General features: G+C 66.6%; 14 protein-coding genes and 1 pseudogene. 6 read left to right on the top strand and 9 right to left on the bottom strand.

Annotated elements, in window-relative coordinates:
* The first annotated feature begins 83 nt into the window (after positions 1-83).
* The gene (locus ACV229_RS06310) at positions 84-803 is read left to right on the top strand and encodes a PepSY-associated TM helix domain-containing protein (protein WP_448082251.1); all 720 of its coding nucleotides are present in this window, start codon (positions 84-86) and stop codon (positions 801-803) included.
* 71 nt (positions 804-874) lie between these two features.
* Here ACV229_RS06310 and ACV229_RS06315 read toward each other — a convergent pair whose 3' ends face one another.
* From ACV229_RS06315 to ACV229_RS06355, 9 genes and pseudogenes are all read right to left on the bottom strand, one after another.
* Positions 875-1,900 carry an XdhC family protein gene (locus tag ACV229_RS06315; protein ID WP_448082252.1) on the bottom strand — a complete coding sequence of 342 codons (1,026 nt, stop codon included), beginning with the start codon at positions 1,898-1,900 and terminating at the stop codon, positions 875-877.
* Between the two features lie 254 nt (positions 1,901-2,154).
* Positions 2,155-2,658 carry a hypothetical protein gene (locus ACV229_RS06320; protein WP_448082253.1) on the bottom strand — a complete coding sequence of 168 codons (504 nt, stop codon included), beginning with the start codon at positions 2,656-2,658 and terminating at the stop codon, positions 2,155-2,157.
* Positions 2,659-3,228: 570 nt separating this feature from the next.
* The gene (locus ACV229_RS06325) at positions 3,229-4,632 is read right to left on the bottom strand and encodes an amino acid permease (protein WP_448082254.1); all 1,404 of its coding nucleotides are present in this window, start codon (positions 4,630-4,632) and stop codon (positions 3,229-3,231) included.
* 262 nt (positions 4,633-4,894) lie between these two features.
* Entirely contained in the window at positions 4,895-5,551 is a 657-nt protein-coding gene (rqpR, locus tag ACV229_RS06330) for a response regulator transcription factor RqpR (RefSeq protein WP_448082255.1), read from the bottom strand.
* A gap of 7 nt (positions 5,552-5,558) precedes the next feature.
* Entirely contained in the window at positions 5,559-6,368 is an 810-nt protein-coding gene (rqpS, locus tag ACV229_RS06335; protein WP_448082256.1) for a quorum system sensor histidine kinase RqpS, read from the bottom strand.
* A gap of 415 nt (positions 6,369-6,783) precedes the next feature.
* Positions 6,784-7,554 carry a ferredoxin--NADP reductase gene (locus ACV229_RS06340; RefSeq protein WP_448082257.1) on the bottom strand — a complete coding sequence of 257 codons (771 nt, stop codon included), beginning with the start codon at positions 7,552-7,554 and terminating at the stop codon, positions 6,784-6,786.
* A 254-nt stretch (positions 7,555-7,808) separates the two neighbouring features.
* The gene (locus ACV229_RS06345) at positions 7,809-8,627 is read right to left on the bottom strand and encodes an endonuclease/exonuclease/phosphatase family protein (RefSeq protein ID WP_448082258.1); all 819 of its coding nucleotides are present in this window, start codon (positions 8,625-8,627) and stop codon (positions 7,809-7,811) included.
* A gap of 5 nt (positions 8,628-8,632) precedes the next feature.
* Complete coding sequence (locus tag ACV229_RS06350; protein WP_448082259.1) at positions 8,633-9,115, bottom strand: hypothetical protein; 483 nt, start codon at positions 9,113-9,115, stop codon at positions 8,633-8,635.
* 156 nt (positions 9,116-9,271) lie between these two features.
* A pseudogene (locus ACV229_RS06355) lies at positions 9,272-9,441 on the bottom strand (nitroreductase); the annotation flags it as partial.
* A 134-nt stretch (positions 9,442-9,575) separates the two neighbouring features.
* On the opposite strand from ACV229_RS06355, the gene ACV229_RS06360 reads away from it, so the two are divergent.
* The 5 genes from ACV229_RS06360 (at position 9,576) to ACV229_RS06380 (ending at position 15,832) form a co-directional block, all read left to right on the top strand.
* The gene (locus ACV229_RS06360) at positions 9,576-10,556 is read left to right on the top strand and encodes an AAA family ATPase (RefSeq protein ID WP_448082260.1); all 981 of its coding nucleotides are present in this window, start codon (positions 9,576-9,578) and stop codon (positions 10,554-10,556) included.
* 142 nt (positions 10,557-10,698) lie between these two features.
* Positions 10,699-11,808 (top strand): NAD(P)/FAD-dependent oxidoreductase, encoded by a 1,110-nt coding sequence (locus tag ACV229_RS06365; RefSeq protein WP_448082261.1) that lies wholly within the window; start codon positions 10,699-10,701, stop codon positions 11,806-11,808.
* 319 nt (positions 11,809-12,127) lie between these two features.
* On the top strand, positions 12,128-12,442 hold the full coding sequence (locus tag ACV229_RS06370) for a high-potential iron-sulfur protein (RefSeq protein WP_448079058.1): 315 nt from the start codon (positions 12,128-12,130) through the stop codon (positions 12,440-12,442).
* Between the two features lie 188 nt (positions 12,443-12,630).
* Complete coding sequence (locus ACV229_RS06375; RefSeq protein WP_448082262.1) at positions 12,631-13,938, top strand: MFS transporter; 1,308 nt, start codon at positions 12,631-12,633, stop codon at positions 13,936-13,938.
* Positions 13,939-14,203: 265 nt separating this feature from the next.
* Positions 14,204-15,832: an ABC transporter substrate-binding protein gene (locus ACV229_RS06380; protein ID WP_448082263.1), complete on the top strand. Its 1,629-nt coding sequence runs from the start codon at positions 14,204-14,206 to the stop codon at positions 15,830-15,832.
* Positions 15,833-15,867 lie beyond the last annotated feature (35 nt).

Genomic DNA, 15,867 nt, shown 5'->3' on the forward strand with positions numbered 1-15,867 from the left:
TATCCATTCTCATTTTCATCCCCTGCGGGCGGCACGCGATCCGAGCGTGCCGCCCGTTGTTTTGAACGAATGGAAACCTTCGCGTGAACGCGCCCGAAACAATCGACACGCCGCGCGCCGGCGTTACCGTGCTGCGTCCGGCGGCACGTTCGTTGAACGACGACGAACTGGCCGCGCGCCGGCAGCGCTCGCGCCGCGCGACCTTCATCAAGTGGCTGCGCAAGGTGCACGGCTGGGTGGGGCTGTGGGGCGCGGTGCTCGGGCTGCTGTTCGGCGTGACGGGGGTGCTGCTCAACCATCGCGCGCCGCCGCTCGCGATCCGCACCGGCGAGCCTCAGGTCGAGCAGCTGCAGCTTGCGCTGCCGGATCCCGTGCCCGCGACACCGGCTGCGATGACGAAGTGGCTCGCGCGCGAGCTGCGCTTCGACGGCCGTCCGGGCCGCATGCGCAAGGAGCCGGCCCAGCCCGTCGCGTGGGGCGACAAGCGCGTGATGCAGCCCGAGCACTGGCAGTTCGGCCTGTTCGGGCCGCACCAGAACCTGCAGGCCGAATACTGGGTCGGCAACGGCTACGTGTCGGTGAAGCGCACCAGCAACTCGTTCCTCGCGACGCTGAACAGCCTGCACCGCGGCGTCGGCATGAACCTCGGCTGGGTGCTGCTGATGGATACGATCGCCGGCTCGCTGATCCTGCTGTCGCTGACGGGCATGCTGCTGTGGACCGAGCTGAACAAGCGCCGCACGGTCGGCGTCGTGCTGGTGGCCGGCTCGGTCGCCGCGGCGCTCGTGGCGGGCCTCGCCTAGGGCCTGTTCACGCTGATGACTGGCTTGCGCACGTGCGTTGCCGGCTGCGCCGGCCGGCGCAGTGCCGCACGTCAGATGCCGCAGGCCTCGCCGCCGCGCGCCGCGATTTCGCGCGCGGCCTTCGCGCCTTCGACCTGCAGGATCGTCGGCAGCGACACGTTGTTCTTCGCGGCCGTGACTTCGGCGAGGATCGAGATCGCGATTTCCGGCGGCGTGCGGCTGCCGATGTAGATGCCGGCCGGCCCGTGCAGCCGCGCCAGTTCGGTTTCGTTCAGGTCGAATTCGCGCAGCCGCTCGCGTCGCGCCGCGTTGTTGCGCCGCGAGCCGAGCGCGCCGACATAGAACGCGGACGTCTTCAGCGCTTCCATCAGCGCGAGATCGTCGAGCTTCGGATCGTGCGTGAGCGCGATCACCGCCGAGCGCGCGTCGAGCTTCATCTCGAGCACCGTGTCGTCGGGCATCGTGTGCACGACACGCGTGCCCGGCACGTCCCACGCATCCGTGTATTCCTCGCGCGGATCGCACACCGTTACCTGGTAGTCGAGCCCGACCGCGATCTGGCACAGGTAGCGCGACAGCTGCCCCGCGCCGATCACGAGCATCCGGTAGCGCGGGCCGTGGATCGTCACGAGGCGCTCGCCGTCGAACGCGACGCCGTCGGTCGCCAGCGCGGGCGACAGCGACGCGCGGCCGGTCGCGAGCGTCATCGTGCGCGTGACGAGGCGTCCGGCCTCGACCTCCGCGCACAGCGCGGCGATGCCGCTGTCGCGCGTCAGCGGCTCCAGCACGAGCTGGATCGTGCCGCCGCACGGCAACCCGAAGCGGTGCGCTTCCTCGGCCGTCACGCCGTATTTGACGGCTTCCGGGCGCGCGTCGGCGGCGATCCCGCTCGCATGTACGCGGGCGATCAGGTCGTCCTCGATGCAGCCACCCGACACCGAGCCGACGACGAGCCCGTCGTCGCGCACCGCGAGCATCGCGCCTTCGGGACGCGGCGACGAGCCCCACGTCTTCACGACTGTCACGAGCAGCACGCGGCGGCCTTCTTCGATCCAGCGCGCGCTCGTCTTCAGCACGTCGAGATCCACACTTTCCATCGTCGGTTTCCTGTTGCAGGACGGGCCTGGCGGTCCGTCGTTCGATGGCGGGATTATGAACCGCCCGGCGCAAGCGTGCAGGAGGGGGCGAGCAGGGATGCCGCGACGCGGGAAAGAGGGGAGGAGGAGATGGCGGGCGCGCCATCCGAAGGCGAGACCGGCGGCGGAGCCGGTCGGCGCGCCGCCCCGGCCGGTCCGGGCGAGGTGCGCCGCTGTGTTGCCGGGCGGGTGCATCCGCCCGGCGGTGCGATCCGTCAGAGCGAACCCAGGTACTGCGTCAGGTTGCGAATGTCGTTGTCGTACGCGCTCGGCGAGCCGAGCTCGACGCCGCCGCTACGCACGTAGTACTCGAACGGCACGGAGCGGGTGCCGAAGAACGGCAGGAAATTGTCCGGCTGCAGCGTCGTGCCGTTCAGGCCGATTGCCCAGTTCTTCGACTTGTACACCTCGAGCTCGCGGATCGTCGCGTTGACCGCGTTCGTCTCCGATGCGCGAATCGCGGCGATGTGTTGCGTCAGCGTCTCGATGTTCGCCTGGTATGCGCTCGGCTCGCCGACCGAAACGCCTCGTGCGCGCACGTAGTAGCTGAACGGCAGGTTGCGTTCGGTGAAGAAGGACAGGAAACCATCCGGCGCCAGCGTATCCCCGTTCAGCCCGATCGCCCAGTTCCTGCTCTGATAATCCTTGAGCTCGGCGATTGTCTTATTGGCGGCGTTGATTTCGACCTTCGCCGTGACGTTAACCAATGTATTGCTCATGACAGACCTCTCAGGTTCTTGTTGAACTTCGGACAGGTGCTGCAACATGCCTCCGCATGGAGGCAATTCAATGCAAACGGCCGGATTATCCGATTTGAATCGGGTCGGATGAAAATGGGCTGAATAATTCGTTTCTCGGCGATGCCGGGAATTCCAATTATTGGAAATGAATTTCAATGAAATCAGCCGCATGGTGCCGCGCGACGCGGGCGGTGCCATGCCCGGCCGCGCCAGGCCAGGCGGGTGTGTGCGTGTGGTCGAACTGAATACTAGGTTGGCCGCTTAAAGAGATCAACGTCGGCCGGATAATTATTTTTCGCCATTCATTTTAATTCAGTGAAATTGCATGATGCGTCGATTAATTCAATGCGATGCATCGAATGTGCCGGTATTCGGGAAATCGGCCGGAAAGAATCGAAACCGCCGCGCGGATCGTTGCGGGTTTCGCAGCAATGCGGCGGCGCGATCGGGCGAAGGAGGGGAATCGGGGAAAGGAGGAAGGAGGGGGCGGCGCGGGGCCGGCATCCGGCCCCGTGGGGGTGCACCGTGCCGCGCGCGGCACGGTGGCGTTCAGTGCGCCTGCTGGCCGTGCGCGAGCTTCGAGCGGCTGCGCGAATACGCGAAGTAGATCACGAGGCCGATCACGAGCCACACGACGAATGCGATCCACGTGACGGGCTGCAGGTTCAGCATCAGGAACAGGCACGACGCGACCGCGAGGATCGGTACGACCGGCACGCCGGGGCAGCGGAACGCGCGCGGCAGTTCCGGGTGCGTGCGGCGCAGCACGAGCACCGCGATCGACACCATCGAGAACGCGGCGAGCGTGCCGATGTTGATCAGCTCGGCGAGCACGTTGAGCGGCACGAGCGCGGCGATCAGGCCGAAGAACAGGCCGACGAGCCAGGTCGTCAGGAACGGCGTCGAGTAGCGCGGATGCACGCGCGACAGCGTCGCCGGCAGCAGGCCGTCGCGCGACATCGCGAAGATGATGCGGGTCTGGCCGTAGCTCATCACGAGGATCACGGTCAGCATGCCGAGCACGGCGCCGAGGTCGATGAAGCCCGCGACCCATTTCTCGCCGGCGATCTGCAGCGCGTACGAGATCGGGTGCGAGACGCTCGCGTACTGCGCCGACGGGACGATGCCGGTTGCGACTGCCGCGACCGCGACGTACAGGAACGCGCAGACGGCGAGCGACGCGATGATGCCGATCGGCAGGTCGCGCTTCGGGTTCTTCACTTCCTCGGCCGCGGACGACACCGCGTCGAAGCCGATGAACGCGAAGAACATCACGGCCGCCGCGCCGAACACGCCATTCCAGCCGTGCGGCATGAACGGCTTCCAGTTCGCCGGCGTGACGTGGAACACGCCGACCGCGATCACGAGCAGCACCACCGACACCTTGATGAACACCATGATGTTGTTGATGCGCGTCGATTCGCGGATGCCGATCGACAGCAGCGTCGTAATCACGACCATCACGAGGAAGGCCGGCAGGTTGAACCACGTGACGACGCCGGGCACCGCGCCCGGTGCGGCCGTCAGCACGGTCGGCAGCGTGAGGCCGAAGCCCTGCAGCAGCGACTGCAGGTAGCCGGACCAGCCGACCGACACGGCGGACGCGGCGAGCCCGTATTCGAGCATCAGGTCCCAGCCGATGATCCACGCGACGAGTTCGCCGAGCGTTGCGTACGAATATGTGTAGATCGAGCCGGCGACCGGAATCGTCGATGCGAATTCGGCGTACGACAGCGCCGCGAGGCCGCACGCGATCGCGGCGATCACGAACGACAGCATCAGCGCCGGGCCGGCCTGGACCGCGCCGGTGCCGGTCAGCACGAAGATGCCGGTGCCGATGATGGCGCCGATGCCGAGGAACGTGAGGTCGATCGCGCCGAGCGCTTTCTTGAGCCCGGCGGCGTGTGCGCCGGCGATCATGTGATCGACGTTTTTCTTGCGGAAGAGAGACATTGCGGATGGATGGCCGGCACGCGCGCTCGCGCGGGGGCGGTGAGTGAGTGAAAAACCAGCAATTTTAGCCGATTTGACGCGAATGACCCGCTGCGACGCAACGGCCATGCAGCAAATTGTCCGATAAAACAAGTGCTTGGCGCGCCGCCGGGACGCGCGCGACGCACGACGCCGCAATGCGGTCGGCAAGATACGTTCCCGCAACCCAAAGATTTCCTTCTGGTGGCTGGTGCAAGCCTGTTGTCAGCGTGAACAGGCCCTTCTAAGCGCCGACTGCGGACGCCATGTCGACGAGCCGGTTGCTCATCACGTAGAAGGTCAGCTCCGCGTTGTTCGACAGCCGCATCTTCTCGAGCAGCCGCGAGCGGTAGACGCTCACCGTCTTCACCGACAGCGACAGCGTGAGCGCGATGTCGGTGAGCCGCTTGCCGGACGCGAGCATGCACAGCGTCTGGTATTCGCGGTCCGACAGCTTCTCGTGCGGCATCGGTTCGTTCTCGAACGACACGTATTCGGCGAGCGCCTCGGCCATCGCCGGGCTCACGTACTTGCGGCCCGCGGCGACCTGCTGGATCGCGGAGATCATCTGCGCGGCGTTGACCGTCTTCGACAGGTAGCCGGCCGCGCCGGCCTTCAGCGCGCGCACTGCGTACTGATCCTCGCGGTACATCGAGAACATCAGCACCGGCGTGCGCGGCAGCCTGCGCTTGAGGCGCTTCAGCACCTCGATGCCGTTCATGTCGGGCAGCGAGATGTCGAGCAGGATCACGTCGAACTCGCGCTTGTCGACCGCGGCCATCGCTTCGCCGCCGGTTTCCGCCTCGGCGACGTCGCGCGCGATCCCGCGATCGATCAGCAGGTGCCGGATGCCTTGCCGGACGATCGCGTGATCGTCGACGAGCAGGATGTCGAGACTCATGGCGCCCTCACGAAAGCGACGCGCGGCGCGCGGCCGCGGGCGCCGCGAACAGCGCGTCCCACGCGAAGCGCGCGGCGATCCGGGTGCCGCTGCCGGCCGCCGGCGCGGACAGCTCGAAGCTGCCGTTGAACGCCTCGCAGCGGGTGCGCATGCCGGCGAGCCCGTAGCCGTGATGGCGGGTGCGCGACAAACCGGTGCCGTTGTCCGTGACGATCAGGGACAGATGCATCGCGTCGGCTTCGATCCGCACGTCGGCCGATGACGCACGCGCGTGCTTCGCGACGTTCGACAGCGCTTCCTGCGCGACGCGGAAGATCGCGAGCGCGCCCGGGCCCGCGAGCTGCGGCAGCCGTGCGTCGGCCGCGCAGACGAAGCTCGTGTACAGGCCCGTGCGTTCCGCATAGCTGTCGATCCACGCCGACAGCGCGTGCACGAGACCGCCGTCGAGCGCCGGCGTGTCGCGTTCGGCGATCAGGCGCCGGTTCGCGTCCGTCGCGGTGTCGAGCGCGCGCTGCGCGAGGTCGAGTGCGCGCCGGCAGCCTTCGGGCGCGTCGGCCGGCAGCCAGGTTTCGATATTCGCGAGCGCGAAGCGCGCGGCGGTGAGTTCGGCGCCGAGGCCGTCGTGCAGTTCGCTGGCCAGATGGCGGCGTGCCGCTTCGTCGGCGGCGAACAGCTCGGCGGACAGCGTGGCGATGCGCTTGGCGAGCGCGTCGCGGCTCGCGGTGGTCGTGACAAGGGGCGCGGTGGCGGCCGGCGTGCGCGGCTGCGACGGGAACGGGGCGTGGGCGCACGCGGGCGCGCTAAGCGACGTATCCATGACTCTCCCTGCTGTCAGAAAGCGATTCAGACACCGATCGGCGGCGCATGCCGGATACCGCTCCGGCGAGGGTTGCCGCAAGAGAATCGCGATGTGCCGAGGTAACAAAATTTACATCTTGTAACAACTGATTCCGACCCTTCACGCGCTCCCGAAATGCAGCCGCGCGCCGCGAATCATATCTCAAAAAATCGCAAAAGGTCATGTCGGGCGGACATTTAAGGGTAAATGTGAATAATCGGATTGAATCCGTTGTAGGAAAAACACCTACACGGGAGCCGCCGGAAGCGACGTATCGAAATGTAACGAATTGAGATGACAGAATCGTAGATTGTTACGAACTCGCCAAGCCCGCACAAAAAAAAACCGGAGCTTTCGCTCCGGCTTTTGACGCTGCGCAACTTCTGGGGACTGATCAGTCGACGAACGCGCGCTCGATCACGTAGTGGCCCGGTGCGCTGTTCTTGCCTTCGACGAGGCCGGCCTGCTTCAGCAGGTCGGTCGTGTCCTTCAGCATCGCGGTGCTGCCGCACAGCATCACGCGGTCGTGTTCCGGCGAGAACGGCGGGACGTCGAGATCGCTGAACAGCTTGCCCGTCGCGATCAGGTCGGTGATCCGGCCTTCGTTCTCGAACTCCTCGCGCGTGACCGTCGGGTAGTACACGAGCTTTTCCTTGATGATGTCACCGAGGTATTCGTGGCCCGGCAGGTCGTGCTTGATGTAGTCCATGTACGCGAGCTCGCCCTTCAGGCGGCACGTGTGCGTCAGGATGACCTTGTCGAAGCGTTCGTAGATGTCCGGATCGCGGATGATCGACATGAACGGCGCGAGGCCCGTGCCCGTCGACAGCATCCACAGCGTCTTGCCGGGCAGCAGGTTGTCGGCGACGAGCGTGCCGGTCGGCTTCTTGCCGATCAGCACGGTATCGCCGACCTTCAGGTGCTGCAGGCGCGACGTCAGCGGGCCGTTCTGCACCTTGATGCTGAAGAACTCGAGATGCTCTTCGTAATTCGGGCTGACGATGCTGTATGCGCGCGCGAGCGGCTTGCCGTCGACCTCGAGGCCGACCATCGTGAATTCGCCGTTGTTGAAGCGCAGGCTCGGCTCACGGGTGCAGGTGAAGCTGAAAAGCGTATCGGTCCAGTGGTGGACGGATTGGACGGTGGCGGTGTCGTATTTGCTCATGGCTTTGAAAACGGACGCGCATAGCGACGCGTGTAACGGGCCCACGAACGGGCGAAAAACGAGGGCGTCGGCCCGATCCGGGGATCGGCCGGCCGGCGCGCCGAACACGCGCCTTCTCGATGACAGACGATTGAGGAACTCGCTATTTTACCTTGCCTGCGCCAATCGCGCCCTTGACCCCGGCAGATGCGCGGATTTGGCGCAACATTCTCTTTCGAATGGCTTTCAGCGATCGGCCGCGCCGCTGCCCGCCGTCATTGCGGATCGAGACGCAGGCGCGCGATGTACGGCAGGTGATCCGACAGCCATGCGGTCTCGCCGGACGGCGCGCTCCATTCGAGCGGCGTCATCCCGCGCACGAACATCTTGTCGAGCGCGAGCGCCGGCGAGAACGCGGGGAACGTGCGCCCCGATTCGCCGAGCAGCGTCGCGACCTCGGACAGGCCGATCTCGGCGAACAGCGCGACGGAGTCGTTGCGCCAGTCGTTGAAGTCGCCGGCCAGCACGAGCGGGCCGTCCTTCGCGTTGCGCACGATCCAGTGCGCGATCCAGTGCATCTGGCGCAGCCGCGCCGCGCGCGTGAGCGCGAGGTGCGCGCACAGCAGCGTGACGGGGCGCGACCCGGCGAGCGTCGCGCGCGCGACGAGCAGGCCGCGCCGCTCGAAGCGGTGCGCGGAGATGTCCCAGCGGCCGCCGAGGTCGAGCGGGTGCGGCGACAGGATCGCGTTGCCGTGCCGCCACGACGGCTTGAACACGTTCGGGCCGAGCGCGATCTGCCAGTCGAGCGCATGCGCGATCTCGGTCGCCTGGCAATGCCAGACGTCGTCGTACGCGTCGTCCATCTGCGCGCCGAAGCCGGGCGCGAGCACGGGCCGCGGCATCCGCCGCGCCATCGCTTCCTGCAGGAAATACACGTCCGCGTGCGTCGACTGCATCCAGTTGCGCATCGCGTTCCATGCGGTGAAGCCGAGCGGCGAGCGGCCCTTGTGCAGGTTCCAGCTCACCGCTGTGAGTTCGTCGGGCGCGGCATGCGGCTCGGCGAACGGGAGTGACAGGGCGTCTGACGCTTGCATGTCGGTCAGTCCTTCGCGACGTGCGCGCGCACCCGGTAGACGAGGTGCGGATGCTGGTCGATGAGCGTCCAGTCGGTCCATGCTTCGCTGCCGACCGACAGCCCCGGATGGCTCGCGACGACCTGTCGCGGCGATGCGGGCACGCACGGATCGCTCGGCTTCGCGTTCGGATCGTCGAGCGTTTCCTGCACGTCGAGCGCGAGCGAGATCGCATTCGCGTCGACGGCGAGGGGCGCGACGGTCACCGCGCGCGAGCGCTCGGTCGGCACGACGCGCGCCTTGTCGCCGCAGCCGACGGAGACGTCGGACGGGTAGCGATGGGTGTCGGTGCGGGTCTGACCCACGGTGGTGTTCTGCTGGAACGTGTCGATCGTCTGACCGTCGCGCACCACCTGGATTTCCCATGCGACGACAGCCGGCGCGGGGCTCTGCGCATGGGCGGCAAGCATGACGCTCGCCAGCATGACGGCCAGGCCGTGTTTCAGCATGAAGCCTCTCCGGAATCGCGGGTAGCGGGGGAACGGACGCACATCTTACGCCCGCTTGGCGTCGATCCACATCGTCATCGATGTGACCGGATGCGGCACGACAGGTTCGCTGCGCGACGCGGTCCTGCTAGAAAGGTAAGTGCGGGTCGCGCGTTTTCAAGCAAAAAAACGCGCGAACTCCGCGACGCTCGCACGCTCGGTGACGAGGCGGTTCTCGATCGCGTCCGGGTCCGCCTGAGCGTGAAGAACAGCGCGACGGGCGCATCGAAGAAGCGGAAATGGCGCGCGTGCTGCGCGCGCATGCGCGCCTTCTCGATACGCGCGACCGTGCGAGCCTGCAGCGAGCGTGCACTGTCAGCAGCACACGCGTGCGGCTGCTTGCTTGCACTCGAGTGGCGTCCCGCTACACTGAAATCGAAAGGGTCTGATGGTGCGGCACGCAAGCGGTAGCGAGGTTGGTATGACGACGGCGATGGTGAAGCAGGAACTGGCGGTGGCGTCCTTCAGCACGGTGTACGACCTCGAACAGGTCGAGACCGCGCTGAGCGACCTGAACGAAGGCGCGAGCGACGCACTGCGCGCCACTTACGAGAGGATGCTCAAGGCCGGCAATCTGCGCTTTTGCGTGAAGCCGAACCGGATGCCGTCGTTCGACGCGCTCGGCGCGGCGCTGCCGAATTTCACCGAGCCGCTCGACGACGTGCGCAAGCAGGTCGCGCTGTGCCTCGAGACCGACGACCGGCTCGAGCTGATGCCGATCCTGCTGCTCGGGCCGCCGGGCATCGGCAAGACGCATTTCGCGAAGGCGCTCGCGCAGTTGCTGGGCACGTCGTATCACTACGTGCCGATGAGCTCGCTGACCGCGGGCTGGATCCTGTCGGGCGCGTCGTCGCAGTGGAAGAACGCGAAGCCCGGCAAGGTGTTCGACGCGCTCGTGAACGGCAGCTATGCGAACCCGGTGATCACGGTCGACGAGATCGACAAGGCCGGCAGCGACGCGCAATACGATCCGCTCGGCGCGCTGTATGCGCTGCTCGAGCACGACACCGCGCGCGCGTTCGTCGACGAATTCGCCGAGGTGCCGATCGATGCGGGCAACGTGATCTGGGTCGCGACCGCGAACGACGCGCAGGCGATTCCGGAGCCGCTGCTGAACCGGATGAACGTCTACGAGATCGCGCCGCCCGACGCGGCCGGCGCGCGCCGCATTGCGCAGACGATCTACGACGAGATCCGCACGTCGCACGCGTGGGGCCGGCGCTTTCCGGACACGCTCGGCGACGACGCGCTCGACGTGCTCGCCGCGACGCCGCCGCGCACGATGCGGCGTGCGCTGCTGCACGCGTTCGGCGCCGCGCGCCTCGACGGGCGCGATGCGATCGAGCCGCGCGACATCCGGGCGGACGAAGGGTCGACGAAGCGCCGGCCGATCGGGTTCTGACACTGCGGGATACGAGGGAGAGTCGTGTGGCGCTGAGGCGGGACCCGTGTGAAACATCCGGCTACACATGTGTCCGGCATGCGGGCGAACCGGGACGTACAATCGTCTTCTCTCCCTCGACGCGCTAACGACGCGAAAAGCCATGGAGCAGATGGATTGTGTGGTGATCGGCGCGGGTGTCGTCGGCCTCGCGATCGCCCGCGAACTCGCCGCACGCGGCCGCGAGACGCTCGTGCTCGAGGCGGCCGACGCGATCGGCACCGGCACGAGCTCGCGCAACAGCGAGGTGATCCACGCGGGGCTCTACTATCCGCGCGGCTCGCTGAAGGCGACGTCGTGCGTGCACGGCCGCGACATGCTGTACGAATTCTGCGAGACGCATCATGTGCCGCATCGGCGCATCGGCAAGCTGCTCGTCGCGACGTCGGCGGCGCAGGTGAAACAGTTGAAGGCGATCGCCGCGCGCGCCGAGGAAAACGGCGTGCTCGACCTGATGCCGCTCACGCGCGGCGAGGCGCAGACGCTCGAGCCCGAGCTCGAGTGCGTCGAGGCGCTGTTCTCGCCGAGCACGGGGATCGTCGACAGCCATCAGCTGATGCTCGCGCTGCTCGGCGACGCGGAGCGCAACGGCGCCGTCTGCGCACTGAAATCGCCGGTCGAATCGATCGACGTGCTGCGCGGCGCGCGCTTCGTCGTGCGCACGGGCGGCGAAGCGCCGACCGAGTTCGAGGCGGGCTGCGTGATCAACAGCGCGGGCCTCGGCGCGCAGGCGCTCGCACGTCGCACGCGCGGCCTCGATCCGCGCTGGGTGCCGCCGCTCTATCTCGCGCGCGGCCATTATTTCAGCCTGTCCGGCCGCTCGCCGTTCTCGCACCTGATCTACCCGATGCCCGACCGGGCCGGCCTCGGTATCCACCTGACGCTGGACCTCGCCGGGCAGGCGCGCTTCGGCCCGGACGTCGAATGGGTCGACGCACTGCGCTACGACGTCGATCCCGCCCGCGCGGACGCGTTCTGCACGTCGATCCGCGCGTACTGGCCGGCCATGCCGGACGATGCGCTGCAGCCGGCGTATGCGGGCATCCGTCCGAAGATCGCGGGGCCCGGCGAGCCGCCCGCCGATTTCATCGTGCAGGGGGCGGCGCAGCATGGCGTGCGCGGGCTCGTGAACCTGTTCGGCATCGAGTCGCCGGGGCTCACCGCGGCGCTCGCGCTCGCGCAGCGCGTCGGCGAGATGACGGCGTACGGGTGACGGCACTCGGGTAACGGCGCGCGGGTGACCGCAGTGTGGCAGCCGTGTGAACCGGTCATGTGACATGCGTTATCGCCGGCATTGGGGGCGCGACAAGCGCCGGCGCAACCCGGGTTCGCGCCCGTGGAGCGCGTCGGCCGGGTGAACGTTGGCGGTTATGGAGCGGAGATGGCGGCGCGGTTGACGGACGATGGCGGCAGCCGTGCGAAATCCCTTATCTCCGGGATTTCGGGGCGCACATTTGCGTGCATGAGCGTTATGCTGTCAGTCGGCTGTCGCTAGAGCAGCTTTCAGACCTATAACACTGGAGCGAGTCCCTATGAAAACATCCCGTCGGAGTTTCCTGATCACGAGCGTCGGCGTCGTATCCGCAATGGCGCTGTCGCGCGAAGCGCTCGCCGCCGATCTGCCGATGCTGTCCGAGACCGACCCGACTGCGCAGGCGCTCGGCTACAAGGCGGACGCGACGAAGGTCGACAAGGCGAAGTATGCGAAGTATGCAGCGGGCCAGGATTGCGCCGCCTGCATGCTGTACCAGGGCAAGGCAGGCTCGGCATCGGGCCCGTGCGGCGCGTTCCCCGGCAAGCAGGTATCGGCGAAGGGCTGGTGCAGCGCATTCACGAAGAAGGCGTGACGCCCGCGCGGCATCGTGCGGTGCCGCAATTCCGCGAAAATCGAGCAACGCCCGCCATCGGACAATGGCGGGCGTTTTTTAATGCTTGAAAACGGTTCCGCACCTTTCTACACTCGCTCCAAACCGGGCGCACGGTTGCAGCCCCGCCGCGCACACCGATACGGCGACTTCACGAGGACGAGACACGCATGGCGACGATTGCGGGTTCAACGAAGACGGTCAGGCCGGATCGCGCGCTGAACCGGCGCGCCGTGGTGGCGGCGGTCATCGGCAACGCGCTCGAATGGTACGACTTCACGGTCTTCAGCTTCATGGTCGTCGTGATCGCCGAGCTGTTCTTCCCGACGGGGAGCGAATACGCGTCGCTGCTGCTCACCACCGCGACGTTCGGCGTCGCGTTCTTCATGCGGCCGATCGGCGGCATCGTGCTCGGGCTGTACGCGGATCGCGCGGGCCGCAAGGCCGCGCTGTCGCTCGTGATCCTGCTGATGACGGCCGGCATCTTCCTGCTCGCGGCCGCGCCGCCGTATGCGGCGATCGGCATCGGCGGCCCACTGATGATCGTGTTCGGCCGGCTGCTGCAGGGCTTCTCCGCGGGCGGCGAATTCGGCAGCGCGACCGCGTTGCTGATCGAAGCCGCGCCGTTCTCGAAGCGCGGCTTCTACGGCAGCTGGCAGATGGCGAGCCAGGCCGCGGCGCTGCTGATCGGCGCGCTCGTCGGCGCGGCCGTCACGCGCGGCCTCACGCCGGAAGCGCTGCGCGCGTGGGGTTGGCGCGTGCCGTTCATCATCGGGCTGGTGATCGGCCCGATCGGTTTCTACATCCGCCGCCATCTCGCCGATTCCGAAGCATTCCTGCATGCGCAGCAGAGCGCGCGCCGCGCGACGCTCGGCGAGGTGTTCACGCGCCATTCGCGCGAGGTGCTGTGCGGGCTCGGCTCGGTGATCGCGCTCACGGTGACGATCTATGTGCTGCTCGGCTACCTGCCGACCTTCGCGGTGAAGCAGCTGAAGCTGCCATACGCGCAGTCGTTCTACGCGGTGATTGTCGGCAACCTGCTGCTCACCGTGCTGTCGCCGGTCACGGGCGCGTGGTCGGACCGCATCGGCCGCAAGGGGCTGTCGCTGTGGTCGCTCGTGCTGACGCTCGCGCTGATGTATCCGCTGTTCGCGTGGCTCGACGCGGCGCCGAGCATCGCGCGCCTGATCACCGTGCAGGCCGTGCTGTCGGTGACGCTCGCGGGCTACTACGGGCCGTTCGGCGCGATGATCGCCGAACTGTTTCCGGCCAACGTGCGCTCGACCGGACTGTCGATCGCATACAACGTCGCGGTGATGCTGTTCGGCGGTTTCGGGCAGTTCATCGTCACGTGGCTGATCAAGGAGACCGGCTCGCCGCTCGCGCCGACGTACTACGTGATGGCGGGGCTCGCGATGTCGATCGTCGCGGTCGCGTTCGTGCCGGCGCGCAGCGCGGACCTCGACGCGCGCGGCTGAAGCGGCTGATGTGGCTGACGCGCGCGTCCGTTCGCCGCAGCGGAGTAACCGTTTAGTTGCCGTCCGAAACATTCGCCGGATCGGCGGAACCGTCGCCGCTGCGTGCCACGGCACTTTTTGCGCGCGAAAAACATCCGCAAAAACCCGCGCCTGCGCGTCTAGAAGAGTTTTTTCTCCAGCTTGTTGCAGAATCACCGGCTCAAGTAATATCCGCGTACGCCGGGCCCCAGCGGGGACCGGTTCCGATCTGGAGACTGGAGGAAACATGGAATACAACCGTCTGTTGCACACCCTGCGTGTTACCGCCATGGCAGGCGTGGCAGCGGCATCGTTCGGCATCGCGGGATCTGCATTCGCACAGGTCCCGAACAAAACGCTCGTCTACTGCTCAGAAGGCAGCCCGGCGGGTTTCGATTCCGCGCAATACACGACTGGCGTCGATTTCACCGCCGCCACGTTCACTGTCTATAACCGTCTCGTCGAATTCGAGCGCGGCGGCACGAAGGTCGAGCCGGGGCTCGCCGAATCGTGGGACGTCTCGCCCGACGGCAAGGTCTACACGTTCCACCTGCGCCACGGCGTCAAGTTCCACACGACCGACTTCTTCAAGCCGACGCGCGAATTCAACGCGGACGACGTCGTGTTCACGTTCCAGCGCATGCTGGATCCGAACCAGCCGTTCCGCAAGGCCTACCCGGTGTCGTTCCCGTACTTCACCGACATGGGCCTCGACAAGCTGATCACGAAGGTCGAGAAGGTCGATCCGTACACCGTGAAATTCACGCTGTCGGAGCCGAACGCGCCGTTCATCCAGAACATGGCGATGGAATACGCGTCGATCCTGTCGGGCGAATACGCGGACCAGCTGATGAAGGCCGGCAAGGCCGCCGACATCAACCAGAAGCCGATCGGCACGGGTCCGTTCATCTTCCGCAGCTACACGAAGGACGCGACGATCCGTTTCGACGGGAATCCTGACTACTGGAAGAAGGGCGAAGTGAAGATCTCGAAGCTGATCTTCTCGATCACGCCCGACCCTGGCGTGCGCGTGCAGAAGATCAAGCGCAACGAGTGCCAGGTGATGAGCTATCCGCGTCCGGCGGACATCGCGACGCTCAAGGCGGAAGCCGACATCGCGATGCCGTCGCAGCCGGGCTTCAACCTCGGCTACCTCGCGTACAACGTCGAGCACAAGCCGCTCGAGAAGCTCGAGGTGCGTCAGGCGCTCGACATGGCGATCAACAAGAAGGCGATCCTCGAGTCCGTGTACCAGGGCGCCGGCCAGGCCGCGTCCGCACCGATGCCGCCGTCGCAATGGTCGTACGACAAGAACCTGAAGATGCCGGCCTACGACACGGCCAAGGCGAAGGCGCTGCTCGCGAAGGCGGGCCTCGCGAACGGCTTCGAGATCACGCTGTGGGCGATGCCCGTGCAGCGTGCGTACAACCCGAACGCACGCCTGATGGCCGAGATGATCCAGGCCGACTGGGCGAAGATCGGCGTGAAGGCGAAGATCGTCACGTACGAGTGGGGCGAGTACATGAAGCGCGCGCACGCCGGCGAGCAGGACTCGATGCTGATCGGCTGGACGGGCGACAACGGCGACCCCGACAACTGGCTCGGCACGCTGCTCGGCTGCGACGCGGTGAAGGGCAACAACTTCTCGAAGTGGTGCTACAAGCCGTTCGACGAGCTGGTCCAGAAGGGCCGCACGACGACGGGCCAGGACGCGCGCACGAAGGTCTACCTGCAGGCGCAGCAGATCTTCGCGCAGCAGCTGCCGTTCTCGCCGATCGCGAACTCGACGGTCTACCAGCCGGTGCGGAAGAACGTCGTCGACATGCGCATCGAGCCGCTCGGCTATGCGCGCTTCGACGGAGTTGGCGTGAAGTAACACGGCAGGCGTAAGCTGTCAGGGTCTGGACAGAC

Source organism: Burkholderia sp. MR1-5-21, from assembly GCF_053427715.1.

Excerpts from the sequence above, each read along its gene's own strand:
- ACV229_RS06325 (WP_448082254.1), bottom strand. The coding sequence starts at position 4,632 with ATGTCTCTCTTCCGCAAGAAAAACGTCGATCACATGATCGCCGGCGCA.
- ACV229_RS06340 (WP_448082257.1), bottom strand. The coding sequence starts at position 7,554 with ATGAGCAAATACGACACCGCCACCGTCCAATCCGTCCACCACTGGACC.
- ACV229_RS06360 (WP_448082260.1), top strand. The coding sequence starts at position 9,576 with ATGACGACGGCGATGGTGAAGCAGGAACTGGCGGTGGCGTCCTTCAGC.
- ACV229_RS06315 (WP_448082252.1), bottom strand. The coding sequence starts at position 1,900 with ATGGAAAGTGTGGATCTCGACGTGCTGAAGACGAGCGCGCGCTGGATC.
- rqpS (WP_448082256.1), bottom strand. The coding sequence starts at position 6,368 with ATGGATACGTCGCTTAGCGCGCCCGCGTGCGCCCACGCCCCGTTCCCG.
- ACV229_RS06380 (WP_448082263.1), top strand. The coding sequence starts at position 14,204 with ATGGAATACAACCGTCTGTTGCACACCCTGCGTGTTACCGCCATGGCA.
- ACV229_RS06365 (WP_448082261.1), top strand. The coding sequence starts at position 10,699 with ATGGAGCAGATGGATTGTGTGGTGATCGGCGCGGGTGTCGTCGGCCTC.
- ACV229_RS06320 (WP_448082253.1), bottom strand. The coding sequence starts at position 2,658 with ATGAGCAATACATTGGTTAACGTCACGGCGAAGGTCGAAATCAACGCC.
- ACV229_RS06370 (WP_448079058.1), top strand. The coding sequence starts at position 12,128 with ATGAAAACATCCCGTCGGAGTTTCCTGATCACGAGCGTCGGCGTCGTA.
- ACV229_RS06345 (WP_448082258.1), bottom strand. The coding sequence starts at position 8,627 with ATGCAAGCGTCAGACGCCCTGTCACTCCCGTTCGCCGAGCCGCATGCC.
- ACV229_RS06375 (WP_448082262.1), top strand. The coding sequence starts at position 12,631 with ATGGCGACGATTGCGGGTTCAACGAAGACGGTCAGGCCGGATCGCGCG.
- ACV229_RS06350 (WP_448082259.1), bottom strand. The coding sequence starts at position 9,115 with ATGCTGAAACACGGCCTGGCCGTCATGCTGGCGAGCGTCATGCTTGCC.
- rqpR (WP_448082255.1), bottom strand. The coding sequence starts at position 5,551 with ATGAGTCTCGACATCCTGCTCGTCGACGATCACGCGATCGTCCGGCAA.